This window comes from Lacinutrix sp. C3R15 (genome assembly GCF_018860825.1).
Classification (GTDB): Bacteria; Bacteroidota; Bacteroidia; order Flavobacteriales; family Flavobacteriaceae; genus Oceanihabitans.
The window spans coordinates 351,418-370,508 of sequence record NZ_JAHKPZ010000012.1 but is presented as its reverse complement, the minus strand read 5'-3'; the positions used below and the strand labels follow the sequence as shown (position 1 = coordinate 370,508).

Sequence of the window (19,091 nt, the reverse complement as noted above, 5' to 3'; positions counted from 1 at the left end):
TTTTAGTGTGAAAAAACAATTTAAGTAAATCTGTTTTTAGTAGATATAGCAACATTTTCGCAAGTGTATTAGCTAAGTGAAGTACTTATTAAATAAAAAAAAGTTTTTTAAAAAGATGTAAAAATTCTGATTGAAGTTTAGTATCAGATATTTAGGTATAAAAAAAGCTCTTAATTTAATAAGAGCTTTTTCTTGTAGCGAGAACGAGATTTGAACTCGTGACCTCTGGGTTATGAATCCAACGCTCTAACCAACTGAGCTACCTCGCCATAATTTGAGTTTGCAAATATATAAACAATTTTGAACCTCACAAACAAACTAAAAAAAAATATTATAAAATAAATTTTAGAACTTATTAATTAAATGTATATATTGAACAAAATATTATTATTTCTATGGAAGACAAAGTTAAATACGAATTAGAGTTCCCTATACAAGCATCACCTCAATTGTTATATCAATATATTTCAACACCTTCTGGTTTATCAGAATGGTATGCAGAAAATGTAAATTCGCGTGGTGAATTATTTAAGTTTATTTGGGATGGAGCAGAAGAACAAGCCAAATTAATAAGTAAAAAGAGTGGCGAACGCATAAAATTTAAATGGATTGATGACGAAGACAGTTCTACGTATTTTGAAATTAGAATTCAAGTAGATGAAATTACTAAAGATGTTTCTATCATGATTACTGATTTTGCGGAAGAAGATGAAGTTGAAGAATCTAAAATGCTTTGGGAAAATCAAATTTCAGATTTAAAGCAAGTATTAGGTTCTGCTTAAAAAGAATACAATTATTAAACTTATATTTGTCCCGAATTTATTTTTCGGGATTTTTTTATGATAAATTTTAATGGAAATATTACTAACGAAACCAATGTGATTTCGTTTAATAATAGAGGTTTTAACTATGGAGATGCTTTATTTGAAACCATAAAATGCTCACATGGTAAATTGTTGTTTTTTGAAGATCATTACTTTAGGTTGATGGCTTCTATGCGTATTATGCGTATGGAAATACCTATGGAGTTTACTATGGAGTTTCTAGAAGCACAAATTGTAAAAACTCTAGAAGCCAATAATTTATCTAATGCATCTGCAAGAGTGAAGTTATTGGTAAATAGAGTAGCAGGTGGTTTGTATTTACCTACTAATAACGAAGTTGATTATTTGATAAATGCTGCTGCTTTAGATACAGATTTTTATCTTATTCATGCATCTAGTTATGAAGTAGACTTGTTTAAAGACTATTATGTAGCGCCAAGTTTGTTGTCTACACTAAAATCTAATAATAAAGCACTACATATTGTAGGTAGTATTTATGCTAGAGAAAATAATTTAAATAATTGTTTGCTCTTAAATACCAATAAAAATGTAGTAGAAGCTTTAAATGGAAATTTATTTCTTGTAAAAGGAAATACAATTAAAACACCACCTTTAGCAGATGGTTGTTTAAAAGGTATTATGCGTAAGCAAATTATTGAAATTATTAATTTAATACCTGAATATACTTTAGAAGAGGTTTCTATTTCTCCTTTTGAATTACAAAAAGCAGATGAGTTGTTTATAACAAATGTTATAACAGGAATACAATCTATATCTAAATACAGAAAAAAAGAATTTAATAAAGCTGTAGCAGAAAATTTAGTAAAAAAACTAAATGTAAAAATTAGATTGTCTAATTAAGACTAGGGTTTTCTGGTGCATTAGACCAAATACTATATTCGCCACCAAACTCTAACATTTTTTCTTTCCAGAAAGCTTGACAATCTTTTTCAATAATTTCTTTTTTGTAGACGTTTTCAGTAACTACCCATGAATTAGATTTTAGTTCATCTTCTAGTTGGTTTTCTTGCCACCCAGAATATCCTAAAAAGAATCTAATATGTTTTTCGTTTAATTTATTGTCTGCAATAAGTTCTGCCACTTTATTAAAGTCTCCTCCCCAATATATACCTAAAGAAATTTCTATACTATTAGGTATTAGGTCTGGTACTTTATGTATAAAATAAAGATTATCCTGCTCTACAGGACCTCCATTATATACTTTAAAATTAGCATTAATTTCTGGAATAAGATCATGAATAGAGTATTCTAGAGGTTTATTTAAAATAAAACCAATAGAACCTTCTTTGTTGTGGTCTGCTAGTAAAACTATAGACCTGTTAAAGGCCATGTCTCCAATAATAGAAGGCTCTGCAATGAGCAGATTTCCTTTTTTTGGTTTGATTGAGATCATAAAGATTGATTTTAGCTAATTAAATCTAATAAAATTTTATTAATAAACCAATATTTATTAAGCATAACATAAAAAAAAACCTTCTTATTTTAAGAAGGTTTTTTATAATATTCTAAAAAAGAATTAGTTTACAGCGTTAGATAAATCTGATCCTGCTTTAAACTTAACAACATTTTTAGCTTTAATTTTTATAGTTTCTCCTGTTTGAGGGTTTCTTCCATCTCTTGCAGCTCTTTTAGAAACTGACCAAGATCCAAATCCTACTAAAGAAACTCTGTTACCTTTTTGTAAAGCACCTTCAATTTCTATTAACGCACATTCTAAAGCTTTTTTTGAAGCTGCTTTAGTAATTCCAGCGTGTTCTGCCATTGCATCGATTAAATCTGTTTTGTTCATAATATTAATTTTAATTATTAATTTGTTGGTTAAACATTATTGTTATATCCTCTACAAAATTATACGGAAATTCATACCATGCAAGTAATAGCAAGGGAAATAGGTGTTTTTGTTAATAACTTTTAAGTTTTGTTAATAAAGATGCTTCTTTTTTTCAAATTTTTAACAAGTCAATAGGCACAAGGCTTTACAGCATTTTTGCGTTTGTATCAAAATTATAACCATTTAAAAGTGCTTTTGCTTCCATTTTTCGTTTTCCAGGAAGCTTAATTTCTTTAATAATTAAGTAACCTTCTTTAACAGAAACCTTTATCTCTTTTTTGGTAGTTATAACTTTTCCTACTTCTATAGTGTGTGTGTCTAGCTCTTTTTCTGCTGCATAAATTTTAATGTCTAGCGTTTCTTCATTATTTTGTAAAACACACCAAGCGGCTGGATATGGACTTAATCCTCGTACTTTATTATAAATATTATTTAAGCTGTCATTAAAATCTATTTTACAATTGTCTTTATTTAACTTATATGCCGTTTTTATTTCGGCATTTTCAGGTTGTGGTGTGGTTTTTACATTTCCTTCTGCTATAAGCGAAACTGTTTTTAAAACTAGTTGGCTTCCTAAGTGCATTAATTTATCGTGTAGGCTTCCTGCGTTTTCGTTTTCTTCAATTAAAATTTCTTCTTGCAAAATCATTTCACCTGTATCTATTTTTTCGTCTATAAAAAATGTAGATACACCTGTTTTTGTTTCGCCATTAATAATTGCCCAATTAATTGGCGCAGCACCTCTATAATTAGGTAATAAAGAAGCGTGTAAATTAAAAGTACCATATTCTGGCATTTGCCAAACTACTTTGGGTAGCATTCTAAATGCAACTACTATATGTAGGTTTGCTTTTAAAGCAGCTAACTCTTCTGTAAATGATGTAGCTTTTAAATTAGTAGGTTGCAGTATCTTTAAATCTTGTGATTTTGCATATTGCTTTACTGCAGACTCGTTAAGTTTTCTACCACGACCAGCAGGTTTGTCTGGCGCTGTAATAACACCAACAATATTATAGTTGTTTTCTACTAATGTTTGTAAAGTGGCAACTGCAAAGTCTGGAGTTCCCATAAATATAATTCTTAAATCTTTCATTATAAATGTGCTAATTTGTAGGTGTTTGTTTTTGTTATTATAATAATATGATGTTCTAATAATAGCTGTATCATATTATTAATTTCTTTTTCAGAAAAAGGTAATTTTTTATTTAATGCTCTTGATGATAAATCTTGGCTTTCAAGCAGATTAATAATAGCGTTTTTAATAGTTTTTGTATCGTGAATAACAGGAGTTTTTTTGGTAATGCATACAGAGCAAATTCCGCAAGGTTCTGCATCTTTCTCGCCAAAATAGTTAAGTAGTTGTATGCTTTTACAAAGGTCGTTATTTTTTACGTAGTGTAATACAGCGGCTACTTGTTCTTGTTTTAACTTATTTTGTTGTTTTAAAATACTAGCTATTATATTTATAGTTTTTTCATCTTCTCTAGGTACTATAAAAGTAATTTCGGCATCTGTTTTTGATGCATTTAGTGATATTATTTCATCTTTTTCTAATTGTGCCAGTACTTTTAATACTATATTTTCATTAACCGACGCTTTGTCTGCTATTAATGTTGTGTTTATTTTTATTTCTTGATCAAAAATACCTCCATAAGTTCTTAGTATAGATTTTACAACTAAGCTTAAGTGGTGGTTGTTTTTTAAATAAGAAAATAAACTGGCGTTACTAATTATAAATTGTACTAGAGTTTGCCTATGAAATTGTTTAGATAAACTAATAACACTTGTTCTGTCTAAAAACTGAACCGCATTATAGCATAAAAGGGTATTAAATTTATAGGTTTTGCAAAACTGGTTAAAGTTAAATTGATGTGTGGTATCAATACCTTCACCATAAGATATTTGAAAATAGCTACATAGCTTTCTATACACCAACTTTACAAAATCTACAGTAGGTAAGGAGTCTAAAAATTGATTTTTAATTAAAGCCTCATCACTATTATTTTTTAAAATAACAGCAAATGCTTTTTTACCATTTCTTCCTGCACGCCCAGCTTCTTGAAAGTAACTCTCCATACTTTCAGGTAAATTAAGGTGAATAACTGTTTTTACGTCTGGTTTATCTATTCCCATACCAAAGGCATTGGTAGCAACCATTACTTGTTTTTTGTTTTGTAACCAGTTGTTTAGGCTATTATCTTTTTCGGTATTACTAAGTCCTCCATGATAAAAAGTAGCGCTTATATTTTGTTGCGCTAGTTGGTTGCTAATTTCTACCGTTGCTTTTCTGTTTCTTACATATATTATAGAAGGTGCATTTTGTTTTTTTAAAATGCTTTCCATTTTATAGTATTTATCATCTTCATGAAAAACCATGTAGGCTAGGTTGGGTCTTGCAAAAGATTGTTTAAATATTTTAGGACTAATAAAATCAAGCTCTTTTACAATGTCGTCTACTACTAGAGGGGTTGCCGAAGCAGTAAGAGCGATACAGTTGGTGCTAGGTTTTAACTGTCTTAGTAACTCTATATTTTTATAAGATGGCCTAAAATCATTTCCCCATTGTGAGATACAGTGCGCTTCATCTACAGCAATAAGGTTAACATTCATTTGTCTTATTCTGTCTTGCACTAATTCTTGCTCTAAACGTTCAGGAGATAGGTATAAAAACTTATAATTACCATAAATACAATTATCTAAAAGGGTATCTAAATCTTTATAATGTATACCACTTGTTAGTGCAATAGCTTTAATGCCTTTGTCTGTTAAAGCTTGTACTTGGTTTTTCATTAAAGCAATTAATGGAGAAACTACAATACAAATACCTTCTTTTGCTAAAGCAGGAATTTGAAAACATAAAGACTTTCCTCCTCCAGTTGGCATTAGCGCCATAACATCTTCTCCTGCTATTACAGCATTAATAATGTCTTCTTGAAAAGGTCTAAAACTAGTAAAGTTCCAATAACGTTCTAATATGTTTATTGCATGTTGCATTACAATGCTTTTACCACATTTAATATAAAGTCGGCTCTGCTTTCTACAGAACCAAAAGGTACATCTAATAAACTATAATTGTATGTTTTATAGGTGTTTAATAAGTGTTTGTGTATTTCAATTGCTTGTTCAAAATTTTCATAACGTTCACTATCGCTACTAAATATTTCTTGCCAAGGAGCTAAAATAAAAACATGATCATAAATATTCTCTTTACAAGCATCTGTAAATTCTTGCGGATAGGTGTCACCTATAAAATCCATGTAAGCCAAAACGTCAGGAATACCTCTGTCTAAAAAAACAAAGTTTTTATTTATGGCATCAGCTTCAATAAACTGTTTTTTTCTTCCTTTAAGTAGCATCTCGCTAAAGAGCAAAGGCTCAGTAAGAAATAGCTGCTCAATACCATCTTCACGAGCTTTTAAGGTAATTTGTCTAGATATTTCTTCAATACAATCATGGCCTCGTTTTGTAAGCTCATTAATTATAGAAGTTTTTCCTGTTCCTGGTCCTCCAGTTATAACAATTTTTTTAGTATTCAATTTTGGCAAGGTTTTGGGTGTAAAAATCGTAATTTAAATTATAAATAAAAAATGTAAAGGAAACTGTATCTTTACAACATACTTTTTAATCATGAGCGAAAAACAAAACCCAGAAGCATTTTATAAAAAACTAGAAGCACAATTGTATGATACTGCATCTTGGCCATCAGAGTACTTATATAAATTTATAGTAAAATCTGATATACATAAAATAGCAGAAATTGAAGCTTTATTTAATAATATGGGAGCTGTAATTAATACTATAGAATCTAAAAACGGTAAGTATACCAGCGTTTCTGTAAATGTATTAATGAGAGATCCTAAAGTAGTAATAGCAAAATATAAAGAAGTTGCAGAAAATGTAGAAGGAGTTATTAGCCTTTAAATATTTTTTGTACTTTGCACAAGCATAATAACTACGTGCAATTAATATAACTCTACACTTAAATTTTGATAGATAATTTAGAATATAACACAGAGCGTGAACATTTAATTATTCCTGAATATGGAAGACATATGCAGAAAATGATTAATCATGCTAAAACACGAGAAACCAAAGAAGAACGTAATAAGTTAGTAAAAGCCATTATATCTGTAATGGGTAACATGCAACCACATTTACGTGACGTTCCAGATTTTCAACATAAACTTTGGGATCAGCTATTTATAATGGCAGATTTTGATTTAGATGTAGACTCGCCATACCCAAAACCTTCGAGAGAAGAAGTATATGCTAGTCCTGAACCATTAAAATATCCTCAAAATTTTCCAAAATATAGATTTTATGGTAATAATATAAAAACCATGATTGATGTAGCACTAACTTGGGAAGAAGGAGAAATGAAAGAAGCTTTAGTTTTTACTATTGCTAACCACATGAAAAAGTGTTTTTTAAATTGGAATAAAGATACTGTTGAAGATGATGTGATTTTTAATCACTTATATGATTTATCTAACGGTAAAATTAATTTAAAAGGAACAAATGAAGATTTATCTGATGCATCTTCATTATTACGAAGCAAGAAGAAATATAACAATACCAACACAAAGAAAACGCATCACAAAAAAGGAGGTAGTAACCAAAACCGAAACAGAAAACGCTACTAGTATTTTATGGGAACATTTAAAATTGAAGGAGGTCACCAATTAAAAGGAAAAATACAACCTCAAGGAGCAAAAAATGAAGCCTTACAAATTTTATGTGCTGTATTATTAACTCCAGAATTAGTAACAATTAACAATATACCAGATATTGTAGATGTTAATAAATTAATAAACCTATTAAAAAAACTTGGTGTAAAAATCAATAAACTAGGTAAAGGTTCTTATAGTTTTCAAGCAGATGAGGTAAATTTAGAATATTTAGAATCTGACCAATTTAAAATTGATGGTCGTGGTTTAAGAGGATCTATTATGATTGTAGGCCCACTTTTAGCACGTTTTGGTAAAGGATACATTCCAAAACCAGGAGGTGATAAAATTGGTCGTCGCCGTTTAGATACTCATTTTGAAGGCTTAATTAAGCTTGGTGCTAAATTTGGCTATAGTAGAGAAGAACAGTTTTATGGTGTAGAAGCTAAAAAACTAAAAGGAACATACATGTTACTTGAAGAAGCTTCAGTAACAGGAACAGCTAATATTTTAATGGCTGCTGTTTTAGCAGAAGGACAAACTACTATTTACAATGCTGCTTGCGAACCGTATTTACAGCAGTTATGTAAAATGTTAAACAGAATGGGAGCCAATATAAGTGGTGTTGGTTCTAACATGCTTATTATTGAAGGTGTTGACGCTCTTGGCGGAACAGAGCATAGAATGCTTCCGGATATGATTGAAATTGGTAGTTGGATTGGTCTTGCTGCTATGACAAAAAGTGAGTTAACCATTACTAATGTATCCTGGAATGATTTAGGATTAATTCCTGAAACCTTTAGAAAACTAGGTATTACTGTTGAAAAACAAGGAGATGATATACATATACCTGCACATACTGATGGTTATGAAATACAAAGCTTTATTGATGGTTCTATTTTAACTATTTCTGATGCGCCTTGGCCAGGATTTACTCCAGATTTATTAAGTATTATTTTAGTGGTAGCAACACAAGCCAGAGGAAGTGTATTAATACATCAAAAAATGTTTGAATCTCGCTTATTCTTTGTAGATAAATTGATAGATATGGGAGCAAAAATAATACTTTGTGATCCGCATCGTGCCACAGTGATTGGTCATGATTATAAATCTACATTAAAAGCAACAACTATGACTTCTCCAGATATTCGTGCTGGTGTATCTTTATTAATTGCAGCACTTTCTGCAAAAGGAACATCTACTATTCAAAATATAGAACAAATAGATAGAGGTTATGAAAATATAGATGAACGTCTTCGTGCCATTGGAGCAAAGATTGAACGTATAGATTAAAACCTAAACTTATTTATATAAAAAAAAGCTTCGATGGTTACATTGAAGCTTTTTTGTTTTATAATATACCGTTACTCTATATTATAAAAATATTGCTCATTAGCAATTTTACCATTCTTTACTTCATAAACTGCTACTTCTTCCATTTTCTGTCTTCCACGATCTTTAAAGGTTACATCAAAATCCATTTTAGAAGTAAAATGATTACCAGCAACTACAGGGTCTGTTATTGCGCTAGAATGTATTTCTTTAACATTATCTAACCATTCTTTACTTTTGTTCCAAACATTTTGTTTTCCTTTTACTATTTCACCAGGCATTCCTGGCATTTCTCTGCTTACTACATTTTCGGCATACAGCTCATTTACGCATTCCAGGTTTTTTCCTTCTCTACACATTTGTGCCCATTTTTTAGCTACATCTCTAGTTTCCATCTTATTATTGTTTAATGTTGTTTACTTAAAGTTAATAAAATTTGATGTAAAAATGCATTAATGTGTTGTTAATGAGTGTTTAAGGCTTCTTTGTAAACACGTAAACAACGCTCTCTTGCTTCTTTATGTTCTACTATGGGTTTAGAGTAGGTAATTTCTTGAAACTCTGGAACCCATTTTTTGATATATTCTAGGTTTTTATCAAATTTTGTTATTTGTGTGGTAGGATTAAATATTCGAAAATAAGGAGCAGCATCCACACCGCAACCAGCAACCCATTGCCAATTGCCTATATTGCTAGCCATTTCATAATCGTGTAATTTTTCAGCAAAATACGCTTCACCTAATCGCCAATCTATTAATAAATGCTTGCATAAAAAACTACCAACAAGCATACGTACTCTATTGTGCATAAAACCTGTTTTATTTAACTGCCTCATGCCTGCATCTACTAACGGATACCCTGTTTTACCTTGACACCAAAGTTTAAACTCTTCTTCGTTATTTCGCCATTTAATATTGTCATATTGCGGTTTAAAACTAGAAGTAAGTGTTTGCGGAAAATGCCAAAGAATCTGTATAAAAAATTCTCTCCATATTAATTCTTGCCAAAATATTTCATTGGTTTCAGCTACCGCTTTTTGTACCATTTCACGAATACTAACCGTTCCAAATCTTAAATGTGGACCTAACCTTGAAGTACTATCTTGTGCGGGAAAATTTCTAGTAGCCTCGTAACTTTTAATTAGTGTTGGTGTTACTTTATATGGTTTTATCTCTTGATTAGAAGGAGTAAAACCAATTGCTTTTAAACTTAAAGAAGGGAGGTTTTTTTCTTTAATTAAATGGTTAAGTAAGCCAATAGAATTATAGGTTTCTATATTTTTTAATTTATAAGTAGCCTTCCATAATTTCATGTAAGGTGTATATACTAAATAGGGCTTGCCATCTTTTTTTACTATTTCATTTTTCTCAAAAATAACATGGTCTTTAAAGGTTTTAAAATTTATGTTTTTAGTTTTTAAAAAGGCTGCTATTTCTGTGTCACGTTGTTTGGCGTATGGTTCGTAATCTCTGTTTGTATACACAGAATCTATATGGTAAGATGCTGTTAATTTTTTGTACACTTCTAGAGGTGTACCAAAATACATAGCAATACTACTGTTGTATTTAGTTTGTAGTTCTTTATTTAAGTTTTGTAGCGTGTTATAAATAAAAGTAACACGAGCATCCGTTTTTGGCAAGTGTTCTAGTATTTCTGTATCAAAAATAAATAAAAGTAATACAGGTTTTCCTGTTTGTAAGGCATGAAATAAACCTGCATTGTCTTGCAATCTTAAATCACGTCTTAACCAAAAAATAGTAATAGATTCTTTCATGATGGGTAGGTTCCAAAAAGGGATTCTAGTTTTTCTTTTCGGTATTCAAAAATTTCATTTAGTTTAGGTTTTACAAGAAATGGTTGCACGAACTGACCAATAAAGCCAAAAGGTACTTTATAGTCTATAATGTCTTCCATTTCAATGCCACCTTCAATTTCTTTAATAAAATGTTTATGGTGCCATAATGCGTATGGACCAAAACGCTGTTCGTCTACAAAGTACTGTTTGTCTACTTTATGTGTAATTTCTGTAACCCATTTGGTTTTAATACCTAAAATAGGAGTAACAATATATTGTATTATCTGTCCTGCATACATAGGTCTATCTGCTCCAGAAAGAATATTAAAACTCATATAATCTGGAGTAATTACTTTAAGGTTTTTAGGGTCTGAAAGAAATTGCCATGCTGTATCTACAGATATAGGTAGTTTTTGCTTTTTATGTAATGTATAAATTTTCATTAGTTATTTATAAGTATATACCCATTTAACGAAGTTGCAATGCATAGCCAAATAATGTATGGTAATAGTAAATATTTAGTTTGTATTACATTAAATTTAAAAAAGAAATAGCAAACTAATATGGTTAGTAGTATAATAACTAAAAAGCCTATTAGTATCAAGTGTTGGTTAAAGAAAACATAGTTCCACATTACATTTAGTATAAATTGTAATGCGAATAGCGTTATAACTTCTTTTGTAGGGAATTTTAAATACAACTGTGCCATATAAATAGAAAAGCATATCATTATAAGTGTCCATGCTACACCAAAAACCCAACCAGGAGGTGTCCAAGGTGCTTGATTTAATTGCATATACCATGCACTTCTTGGTCCATTATTCATTAACCAGCTGCCAAGACCTAGCGCTCCAAAATTTAAAATTAAAAAAGAGATTAATACTTTGTAAAAGGGCATATTAAGCTTTTTTTAGGTTTTCTATTTGTTCTAAAATAGCATTAGCTTCTGTATATTTTTTGTCACTTTCTGCTCTGTTTGTACTAGATAGTTCATGCCATTGTTTCATTAACTTGTTGTATTTTTCCTGAAGCTTTTCGGCTTTAGTTTTCCTTTTAAATAATCCGAACATAATGTGCTATTTTAAATGTTTTGTAATTTTATTACTCAATGGTTTTGTCATAGAATAATAGTAATCTACCAATTGTCCATCTGTATTAATGAGGTATTTTTGAAAATTCCATTTTACGGTAGAATTAGATTTTTCGTTTAAATCTCTAGAGGTTAACCATTTATAGAGAGGGTGTTGGTTGCTACCTTTAACTTCTATTTTTTCAGTCATTAAAAAGGTAACACCATAATTTTTTTGACAAAAATTTTGAATTTCATTTGCTGTACCAGATTCTTGACCACCAAATTGATTACAAGGAACACCAATGACCATTAATTTATCTTGATAGGTGTCATATAGTTTTTGAAGATCTTCATATTGACCTGTAAAACCACATTCTGAAGCTACATTAACTAAAAGTATCATTTTGTCTTTATAATCTGCTAAATCAATAGGCTTACCTTCTAAATTATTTATTTTTATATCATAGATAGATGTAGCAGAAGGGTTTTGCGTTTTATTAAATAAGTTTAACATAATGCAAGTGATTATTAAATATTTCATTGTTTATATTTTAAACGAAACTATTCCGTAATCCATTTCAAAAATTTGCCCCGACATAGAAGCCGCTTTATTAGAAAGTAAAAAACCTGCCATTTCTGCAACCTCTTTTGGTTGCAGGTAATTTTTTAAAGGATGACGTTCTGTAATATTTGCTATCATTTTATCATTTCGCAATAATTTTGAAGCAAGCTCTGTATTGGTAACCGTAGGAGCTATTCCATTTATTCTAATATTAGGAGCTAATTCTGCACCAAGAGATTTTACCAAACCTTCAACAGCAGATTTTGCGGTTGCAATACTTGCATGATAAGGCATACCTAATTTTGATGCTACAGTACTAAATAATACAATAGCCGCTTGGTTGCTCTTTTTTAAAGCAGGTAAATAGTGCTGAATAGTTTTTACAGCTCCAATAACATTTATTTCAAAATCGACTTTAAAATCTTCAATTTTTAACCTACTAATTGGTTTTAGATTTATACTTCCAGGACAATAAATTAAGCCATCTGCATGTTCTATTTCAGGCAAATCATCTGCCAAAACATCACAATCATAATGTGTAAGATTGTGATGTTTTAGGTTAGGTGTAGTCCTGCTTATATTAATAATTTTATTTTCTTCAATAAAATTTTCAATAAAAGCCTTGCCAATACCTTTGCTGCCACCAATTATTATATAGGTTTTCATTTTAAGCAGTTAAAGGTTTTCCTTTTAATCTTTTTTCAACTTTTACTTTAATAGCTGTAAGTCTTTTCATGATATCCATGATTTCTTTATCTTTTTTTACCTTATAAATTTCGTTTAAACTTAAGATAAGCGATTTTGCTTCTCTAGAAATTTTAACTCTATCGCTTGTGCTTAAAGAGCTTAGTTTTTGTTTTTCAAATTTTAATGCTTTGTTTATTAAATCCATAACTTCTTGTTTTTAATTGTTCGTTATTTGTTGTTATTATTCGTTTAGTTTTTTTATCATTCCTTTAAAAATAAAACCGTGAAAAGGTAATACGCTATACCAATATAGTCTGCCTAGTATTCCTCTAGGTCTAAACGTTGCGGTTTGCTTTAAAAGGTTGTCTTCTATTTTAAATTCTAACCAGGCTTCACCAGGTAATTTCATTTCAGCAAAGAGCAGTAGTTTTTGTTTTTCTTTATCTGCATAAATCACACGCCAAAAATCTAGTGCATCACCAGTATTTAAATCTGTTGTACTGGTTCTGCCACGTCTTAAGCCAATACCACCAAAAAGTTTATCTAGATATCCTCTAATTTTCCAAAGAAAATTTCCATAGTACCAGCCTGTTTTTCCACCAATAGACCAAATTTTATCTAAAGTTTTTTTACTGTTTTTTATTTTGAGTTCTTTATAGTCTTTAAAGCAACCGTATTTAGGTACGTTAATATACTTGTGAAAATTATTTTTTAGTCTTCCGCTACTAATGAAAGAATCTTTCCAGCTAGAAACAATACTATTTTGCTCAATTTTTTCAAAAGCCAATGCAACCGCTTCTTTATAGCTTAAAGGTTGTACGTTTAAAATAGTATTTATATCACTTTGTTTTCCTATAATTTCAACTCCCATACTGTCTACAAGGTTAGTGGCTAGTTTGTAGGATGTTGAGGTTACAAAATATAACCAATAAGATGAAAGTTTTGGTGTCATTACAGGAACTGTAAAAATGTATCTTTTAAGTTGTCTTACCTCTGCAAACTGCAAAAGCATTTGCTTATAAGTTAAAACTTCAGGTCCAAAAATATCAAAAGATTTATTATGTGTTTTTTGGTTTCCTAGACTTTTTAATAAAAAAGAAAGTACATCACGTACTGCCAATGGTTGTGTTTTTGTGTTTAGCCATTTAGGAGCAATCATAAAAGGTAGTTTTTCTACTAAATCTCTAATAATTTCAAAAGAAGAACTACCAGAACCTACAATTATACCAGCTTTAAATACGGTTAATGCATATTGGTTAGATTGTAAGGTGTTTTCTACGTTTTTACGCGATTTAAGGTGCTTAGATAGCTTATTATCATTGGTAATACCACTTAAGTAAATGACTTGCTGTACCTGTGTTTTTTCTAGAGATGATTTAAAATTATAGGCGCATTCTTGTTCTAATTTTTCAAAATCGTTTGAGGTATTAGACATAGAATGAATAAGGTAATACGCAGCATCAATTTGTTTAGGAATGTTTTTTAAGGTTTCTGGTTTTAAAAAATCAACCTCAATAATTTCTATTTGTTCTTCTTGTAAGTAGCTTTTATCTGCACGTAATTTGTCTCTAACAGCGCAAATAACATGATGCCCTTCATTTACTAATAAAGGTATCAGGCGTTTGCCAATGTAGCCAGTAGCTCCTGTTACAAGAATATTCATTTTTTAAAGGGTGTAAAAATTATTGATTTTTATATTTTGTGCTTTTAAATCAAACATTAAGTTATAAAGCCCAAAAAAGGTTCTGTTGATATAAATAAAATGTTTAGAACCTCTGTTTCCATTCATTTTTCTTAATTCTGTGTTTTTAGAATAATGTTCACCTAAAGCAGCTATTTCTTTAAAGAAATATTCGTCTGAAAAATCGAAAGTTTCTCCTTGTAAAGGTTTAGCAAAAAGGCTTAGCATTTTGTGAAACATTTCTGTAAAAAATGCAACTTCTTCCTTGTTATCTTCTTCTTTTAAAATTTCAAGTTCGTATAGTTTAGAAAGAAATAGTTCTTGATTATTGATGTTTTCTTTTTTAGCTAGTTCAAAATAAGGAACGTAAAAGGAATCTGGAATATGTTTCATGCAACCAAAATCTAAAGCAATTAGTTTTCCTTCTTCAGAAACTAAAAAATTTCCAGGATGCGGATCTGCGTGTACCTTTTTTAATTTATGAATTTGATACATGTAAAAATCCCAAAGTGCCTGACCTACTTGATTTGCTTTGTCAGTATCTTGGTTTATAGCTGTAAATTCTGACAGGTGTTTACCCTGCATATAATCCATAGTAATAATTCTATCAGAAGATAACTCTTCATAATATTGAGGAAATAATAGATTTGGTATGTGTGCACATGCTTTAGCAACCTCTTTACTTTGCTCAATTTCTAAAATATAATTGGTTTCTTCAATAAGTTTGGTTTCTACTTCTTTAAAATATTTATCCGAATCTTTTCCTTTTATATTAAACATGCTCATTGCTATAGGTTTTACCATAGCTAAATCGGTTGAAATACTTTCTGCCACGCCAGGATACTGAATCTTTACTGCAAGTTTCTTGCCATTTTTTTCTGCAACATGTACTTGCCCAATACTAGCAGCATTTACAGAAGTAGCATTAAAGGTATCAAACAACTGGTTTGGCTCTTTACCAAAGTATTGTTTAAATGTTTTTATAACTAAGGCTGGTGATAGTGGAGGAACAGAAAATTGAGAAAGTGAAAACTTTTCTACATAGGCTTGTGGTAATAAGCTTTTTTCCATGCTTAGCATTTGTGCTACTTTTAAAGCGCTTCCTTTAAGCTGTTTTAAGCTATCATAAATATCTTCTGCATTGTTTTTATTAAGTCTATCTTTGGCTTCTTCTGTAGAATTCACCATTTTATCGCCATAATATTTAATATAGTTTACACCAACTTTAGCACCTGTACTAACTAGTTTAGATGCACGTTGTATTTTTGAAATAGGTATTTTATCTATTGTTTTCATGAGCTCATATTTGCTTTTTCTTTAAACAAAAATTTACCTAAGTCCATAACACTCTTTAAAGGAGTGATATTTAAAATATCAAAACTTGTGTTAACCGATTTTTCAATCAAAACATCTGTTTTTTCAAAGGATGCAGATGTATCTTCCATCCAAAATTTTATGGTTAGTAAAAGTTGCATCCAAGCAGATTCTTTTAACGCTTTATTTTGAATTTGCTGTATTTGTTTTTGTGGTACATCTATAGTTTCTATTTCTAGAGATGCTATATACTCTAAAAAATGATACTTTAATTGAGAAAGCATTTGTAAACCTTTGAAGCTGTTTTTGTTTTCATGTAATACAAATAAAACATAGCTTCTGTTTGCTGTTAAATTTTCAAAAAAAGTATAATAGAAACTTATTAGCTTGTTTCTAGCGTCAAATGATTTGTAATCTTCACTTTTAGCTAATGCGTTTAAAGTATTTTTATAGAAGGCACTAAAAATAGATGCTTCTAAAACCTTAAAAGAAGCAAAATGTTTATAGAACGTTTCTTCTGTAATATCATGTGCTTTTGCAAACTGATATACAGTATTTGGTTTTTTATTGTTTTCTAAGATATAATCCATGTAAAAAGAAATAATATCTGTATCTGTAATTGCTTTTTTTCTTGTCATAATTTTTATAATTATAAGTAAATATACAAAAAATGTCTAACTTAATTAAAATATAATTAGACAAATAATTTATAGTGTTATAAATAATATTTATATGAATTATTAAAAGCACATAAAAACCTTGGTTTATTTATAAAAATACAATTTTTGTATTGAAAAATTATAATGTCTATAATAGTAGTTTTATATGCAAAACTGCCTTTATTTAAGCTTTTATTAACAGTTAAGGTTTAGTTAATGTGTAATTTTATAGCAAAATATTATCAACCATTAATACATTAACTATGAAAAAACTTTTATTAATTGCATTGGTATTTACTTTTTCTTTATCGGTAAATGCACAAATTAAAACCCCGCAACCAAGCCCGTTTAGTAAGGTAGAACAGAAGGTAGGATTAACAGATTTTACATTTGAATATTCACGCCCTGGAGTAAAAGGAAGAAAAGTATTTGGTGACCTTGTACCTTTTGGAAAAGTATGGAGAGCAGGAGCAAACTTAAGAACAAAAATTACATTTAACAACGATATTACTGTAGCAGGAAAAGTACTTAAAGCTGGTGCATATGCTATATTTGTTATACCGCAAGCAGCCTCATGGGATGTTATTTTCTATACGGATTATGCAGGAGGAGGAGCACCAGCAGAATTAGATGAAACTAAAGTAGCTGCACGAGTTACTGCAGAGGTTCATGAAATACCTTTTAATGTAGAAACGTTTACTATAGATATTAATAACCTATCTAATAGTGGAGGAACGTTAGAGTTTATTTGGGAAAAAACCTATGTTGGTGTTCCGTTTACAGTACCAACAGATGCAGCTGTAACAGAAAGCATTGAAAAAGTAATGGCAGGACCAGGAGCAGGAGATTACTATGCTGCTGCTGCATATTATTTAGAAGAAGGAAAGGATCTTAATAAGGCTAAAGTTTGGATTGATAAAGTAGTTGAAATGACAAAAGACGATCCTAAATTTTGGCAATTAAGAAGACAAGCCTTAATCTATGCAAAACTAGGAGATAAAAAAGGAGCTATTAAAGCAGCTCAAGCTTCTTTAGCATTAGCAGAAAAAGCAGGTAATGCAGATTATGTTAAAATGAATACAGAATCTATTGCTGAGTGGTCTAAATAAATAAAAACATTTAAGCCTATAAAAAAAGCGACCAATTGGTCGCTTTTTTTATTTTAAGTGATTTAATATTATTTAACTTTTTTAGGATTAAATATAGGTAGTAATTTATTACTTACTTCACCAAAACCAATTCTAGTTCCGTCTTTATCACAATAACCTCTCATAATAACGGTATCGTTATCATTAATAAATTTGCGTTCGGTGCCATCTTTCATTGTAATAGGCTTTTCACCTCTCCATGTAATTTCTAACATAGAACCATAACTATCAGGTGTAGGGCCAGAAATAGTTCCGCTTCCCATCATATCACCAGAATTTACAGGACATCCATTTATAGTATGGTGTGCTAACTGTTGTGCCATGTTCCAGTATAAGTGCTTAAAGTTAGATTTACTTACAACCGTTTCTTTTGCTTTTTGTGGTTGTATGGCAACTTCTAAATTAATATCAAAACTCTTTTTACCTTTATATTGTAAATAGTCTAATTGTTTTTTTAATGGTTTAGGACTTTCTACTCTGTATGGTTCTAAAGCATCTAAGGTAACAATCCAAGGTGAAATAGAAGAAGCAAAACTTTTTGCTAAAAACGGACCTAATGGCACGTACTCCCATTTTTGAATATCACGTGCAGACCAGTCATTAAATAAAACCAATCCAAAAATATATTCCTCTGCTTCTTCAATAGGAATTGGTTCTCCTAAATCATTAGCATCAGTAGTAATAAAAGCCATTTCTAATTCAAAATCTACCAATTTACTTGGTCCAAACACAGGCTCTGTTGCGCCAGCAGGTAAGGTTTGCCCTTGAGGTCTATGAATAGGAATTCCAGAAGGAATAATAGAAGAGCTTCTACCATGATATCCAACAGGAATGTGTAACCAGTTTGGTAATAATGCATTGTTTGGGTCTCTAAACATGGTACCAACGTTAGTAGCATGCTCTATACTAGAATAAAAATCGGTATAATCACCAATTTGAACTGGTAATTGCATTTCAATTTCATCTAAACGAAACAAAACAATTTCTTTATGCTTTACATTGTTTTTAAGCACATCATTTTCAGCATCAAAAATTTCTGCAATTCTATTACGTACAGCTCTCCAGGTTTGTCTTCCGTCTGCAATAAAATCATTTAAAGTGTCTTGAAGAAAAATATCATCGGTTAACGGAATACCTTCAAAGTAACCTAATTGGTGTAAAGCTCCTAAATCTATTGCTGTATCTCCAATTCTAGTTCCTATGGTAATAATGTCATCTCTTGTAAGAAAAACTCCAAAAGGAATGTTTTGAATAGGGAAATCTGAATTTTTATCTACATGCAACCAGGACGTTCTATCTGGATTATTAGCTGAAATTGGCATATTTTTTTGTAATTAAATGTTTGTTAAATCTACGTAAACCTACATAACTTTTTATTTTAATACTAATTTTTAAAACATAAAAGCCGGTTCAAAGAGATTGTATTAAAAAAAAATAACAATCTCGAAGTAAATATATGTTTTTTGATGTATTTAACTAATGTAATTCTTATTTTTGA

At 30.1% G+C, this 19,091-nt stretch carries 23 protein-coding genes and 1 tRNA gene; 6 read left to right on the top strand and 18 right to left on the bottom strand.

From position 1 onward, the window contains the following. Window positions 1–195: 195 nt before the first annotated feature. A tRNA-Met gene (locus KO494_RS04630) sits at window positions 196–269 on the bottom strand. 126 nt (window positions 270–395) lie between these two features. On the opposite strand from KO494_RS04630, the gene KO494_RS04625 reads away from it, so the two are divergent. Both KO494_RS04625 and KO494_RS04620 read left to right on the top strand, forming a co-directional pair. After that, a complete protein-coding gene (locus KO494_RS04625) occupies window positions 396–782 on the top strand; it encodes an START-like domain-containing protein (RefSeq protein WP_215966431.1) in 387 nt (128 codons plus the stop codon). A gap of 57 nt (window positions 783–839) precedes the next feature. Continuing rightward, complete coding sequence (locus tag KO494_RS04620) at window positions 840–1,685, top strand: aminotransferase class IV (RefSeq protein ID WP_215966430.1); 846 nt, start codon at window positions 840–842, stop codon at window positions 1,683–1,685. On the opposite strand, the gene KO494_RS04615 is transcribed toward KO494_RS04620, so the two are convergent. The 5 genes from KO494_RS04615 to KO494_RS04595 all read right to left on the bottom strand — a co-directional run bounded on the left by KO494_RS04615 (window position 1,678) and on the right by KO494_RS04595 (window position 6,212). After that, window positions 1,678–2,238, bottom strand: a complete 561-nt coding sequence (locus KO494_RS04615) for a YqgE/AlgH family protein (protein ID WP_215966429.1) — start codon at window positions 2,236–2,238, stop codon at window positions 1,678–1,680. The two genes, KO494_RS04620 and KO494_RS04615, sit on opposite strands and share 8 nt — an antisense overlap. Window positions 2,239–2,361: 123 nt before the next feature. Continuing rightward, window positions 2,362–2,634, bottom strand: coding sequence for an HU family DNA-binding protein (locus tag KO494_RS04610; RefSeq protein ID WP_215966428.1), 273 nt, complete (start codon window positions 2,632–2,634; stop codon window positions 2,362–2,364). Window positions 2,635–2,821: 187 nt separating this feature from the next. Then, window positions 2,822–3,769 carry a methionyl-tRNA formyltransferase gene (gene fmt / locus KO494_RS04605; protein ID WP_215966427.1) on the bottom strand — a complete coding sequence of 316 codons (948 nt, stop codon included), beginning with the start codon at window positions 3,767–3,769 and terminating at the stop codon, window positions 2,822–2,824. Continuing rightward, window positions 3,769–5,670: an ATP-dependent DNA helicase RecQ gene (locus KO494_RS04600; protein WP_215966426.1), complete on the bottom strand. Its 1,902-nt coding sequence runs from the start codon at window positions 5,668–5,670 to the stop codon at window positions 3,769–3,771. Before KO494_RS04600 ends, fmt begins: the two co-directional genes overlap by 1 nt. After that, entirely contained in the window at window positions 5,670–6,212 is a 543-nt protein-coding gene (locus tag KO494_RS04595; RefSeq protein ID WP_215966425.1) for an AAA family ATPase, read from the bottom strand. The genes KO494_RS04600 and KO494_RS04595 overlap by 1 nt, the downstream gene beginning before the upstream one ends. A 91-nt stretch (window positions 6,213–6,303) precedes the next feature. Here KO494_RS04595 and KO494_RS04590 point away from each other — a divergent pair, with 91 nt between their 5' ends. From KO494_RS04590 to murA, 3 genes are all read left to right on the top strand, one after another. After that, the gene (locus KO494_RS04590) at window positions 6,304–6,597 is read left to right on the top strand and encodes a DUF493 family protein (protein ID WP_215966424.1); all 294 of its coding nucleotides are present in this window, start codon (window positions 6,304–6,306) and stop codon (window positions 6,595–6,597) included. A gap of 65 nt (window positions 6,598–6,662) precedes the next feature. Next, the gene (locus tag KO494_RS04585; RefSeq protein ID WP_215966423.1) at window positions 6,663–7,319 is read left to right on the top strand and encodes a DUF4290 domain-containing protein; all 657 of its coding nucleotides are present in this window, start codon (window positions 6,663–6,665) and stop codon (window positions 7,317–7,319) included. A 6-nt stretch (window positions 7,320–7,325) separates the two neighbouring features. Next, on the top strand, window positions 7,326–8,636 hold the full coding sequence (gene murA / locus KO494_RS04580; protein WP_215966422.1) for a UDP-N-acetylglucosamine 1-carboxyvinyltransferase: 1,311 nt from the start codon (window positions 7,326–7,328) through the stop codon (window positions 8,634–8,636). Window positions 8,637–8,707: 71 nt separating this feature from the next. Here murA and KO494_RS04575 read toward each other — a convergent pair whose 3' ends face one another. From KO494_RS04575 to KO494_RS04525, 11 genes are all read right to left on the bottom strand, one after another. Next, a complete protein-coding gene (locus KO494_RS04575) occupies window positions 8,708–9,070 on the bottom strand; it encodes a nuclear transport factor 2 family protein (protein WP_215966421.1) in 363 nt (120 codons plus the stop codon). Window positions 9,071–9,138: 68 nt separating this feature from the next. Beyond that, window positions 9,139–10,449 (bottom strand): deoxyribodipyrimidine photo-lyase, encoded by a 1,311-nt coding sequence (locus KO494_RS04570; protein WP_215966420.1) that lies wholly within the window; start codon window positions 10,447–10,449, stop codon window positions 9,139–9,141. Then, window positions 10,446–10,913 carry an SRPBCC family protein gene (locus tag KO494_RS04565; protein WP_215966419.1) on the bottom strand — a complete coding sequence of 156 codons (468 nt, stop codon included), beginning with the start codon at window positions 10,911–10,913 and terminating at the stop codon, window positions 10,446–10,448. Before KO494_RS04565 ends, KO494_RS04570 begins: the two co-directional genes overlap by 4 nt. Continuing rightward, the gene (locus tag KO494_RS04560) at window positions 10,913–11,368 is read right to left on the bottom strand and encodes a TspO/MBR family protein (RefSeq protein WP_215966418.1); all 456 of its coding nucleotides are present in this window, start codon (window positions 11,366–11,368) and stop codon (window positions 10,913–10,915) included. The genes KO494_RS04565 and KO494_RS04560 overlap by 1 nt, the downstream gene beginning before the upstream one ends. 1 nt (window position 11,369) lies before the next feature. After that, on the bottom strand, window positions 11,370–11,540 hold the full coding sequence (locus KO494_RS04555; protein WP_215966417.1) for a Lacal_2735 family protein: 171 nt from the start codon (window positions 11,538–11,540) through the stop codon (window positions 11,370–11,372). Between the two features lie 6 nt (window positions 11,541–11,546). Next, window positions 11,547–12,056: a glutathione peroxidase gene (locus KO494_RS04550; protein ID WP_215966590.1), complete on the bottom strand. Its 510-nt coding sequence runs from the start codon at window positions 12,054–12,056 to the stop codon at window positions 11,547–11,549. A 30-nt stretch (window positions 12,057–12,086) separates the two neighbouring features. Further along, window positions 12,087–12,770 carry an SDR family NAD(P)-dependent oxidoreductase gene (locus KO494_RS04545; protein WP_215966416.1) on the bottom strand — a complete coding sequence of 228 codons (684 nt, stop codon included), beginning with the start codon at window positions 12,768–12,770 and terminating at the stop codon, window positions 12,087–12,089. A gap of 1 nt (window position 12,771) precedes the next feature. After that, complete coding sequence (locus KO494_RS04540) at window positions 12,772–12,996, bottom strand: hypothetical protein (RefSeq protein ID WP_215966415.1); 225 nt, start codon at window positions 12,994–12,996, stop codon at window positions 12,772–12,774. 36 nt (window positions 12,997–13,032) lie between these two features. Further along, window positions 13,033–14,454, bottom strand: coding sequence for an SDR family oxidoreductase (locus tag KO494_RS04535; protein WP_215966414.1), 1,422 nt, complete (start codon window positions 14,452–14,454; stop codon window positions 13,033–13,035). Window positions 14,455–14,457: 3 nt separating this feature from the next. Then, a complete protein-coding gene (locus tag KO494_RS04530; RefSeq protein ID WP_215966413.1) occupies window positions 14,458–15,768 on the bottom strand; it encodes an AarF/ABC1/UbiB kinase family protein in 1,311 nt (436 codons plus the stop codon). Further along, window positions 15,765–16,424 carry a TetR family transcriptional regulator C-terminal domain-containing protein gene (locus KO494_RS04525; protein ID WP_215966412.1) on the bottom strand — a complete coding sequence of 220 codons (660 nt, stop codon included), beginning with the start codon at window positions 16,422–16,424 and terminating at the stop codon, window positions 15,765–15,767. Before KO494_RS04525 ends, KO494_RS04530 begins: the two co-directional genes overlap by 4 nt. A 284-nt stretch (window positions 16,425–16,708) precedes the next feature. Here KO494_RS04525 and KO494_RS04520 point away from each other — a divergent pair, with 284 nt between their 5' ends. After that, the gene (locus KO494_RS04520) at window positions 16,709–17,554 is read left to right on the top strand and encodes a DUF2911 domain-containing protein (RefSeq protein ID WP_215966411.1); all 846 of its coding nucleotides are present in this window, start codon (window positions 16,709–16,711) and stop codon (window positions 17,552–17,554) included. A gap of 68 nt (window positions 17,555–17,622) precedes the next feature. Here KO494_RS04520 and fahA read toward each other — a convergent pair whose 3' ends face one another. After that, entirely contained in the window at window positions 17,623–18,915 is a 1,293-nt protein-coding gene (gene fahA, locus KO494_RS04515) for a fumarylacetoacetase (protein WP_215966410.1), read from the bottom strand. Window positions 18,916–19,091 lie beyond the last annotated feature (176 nt).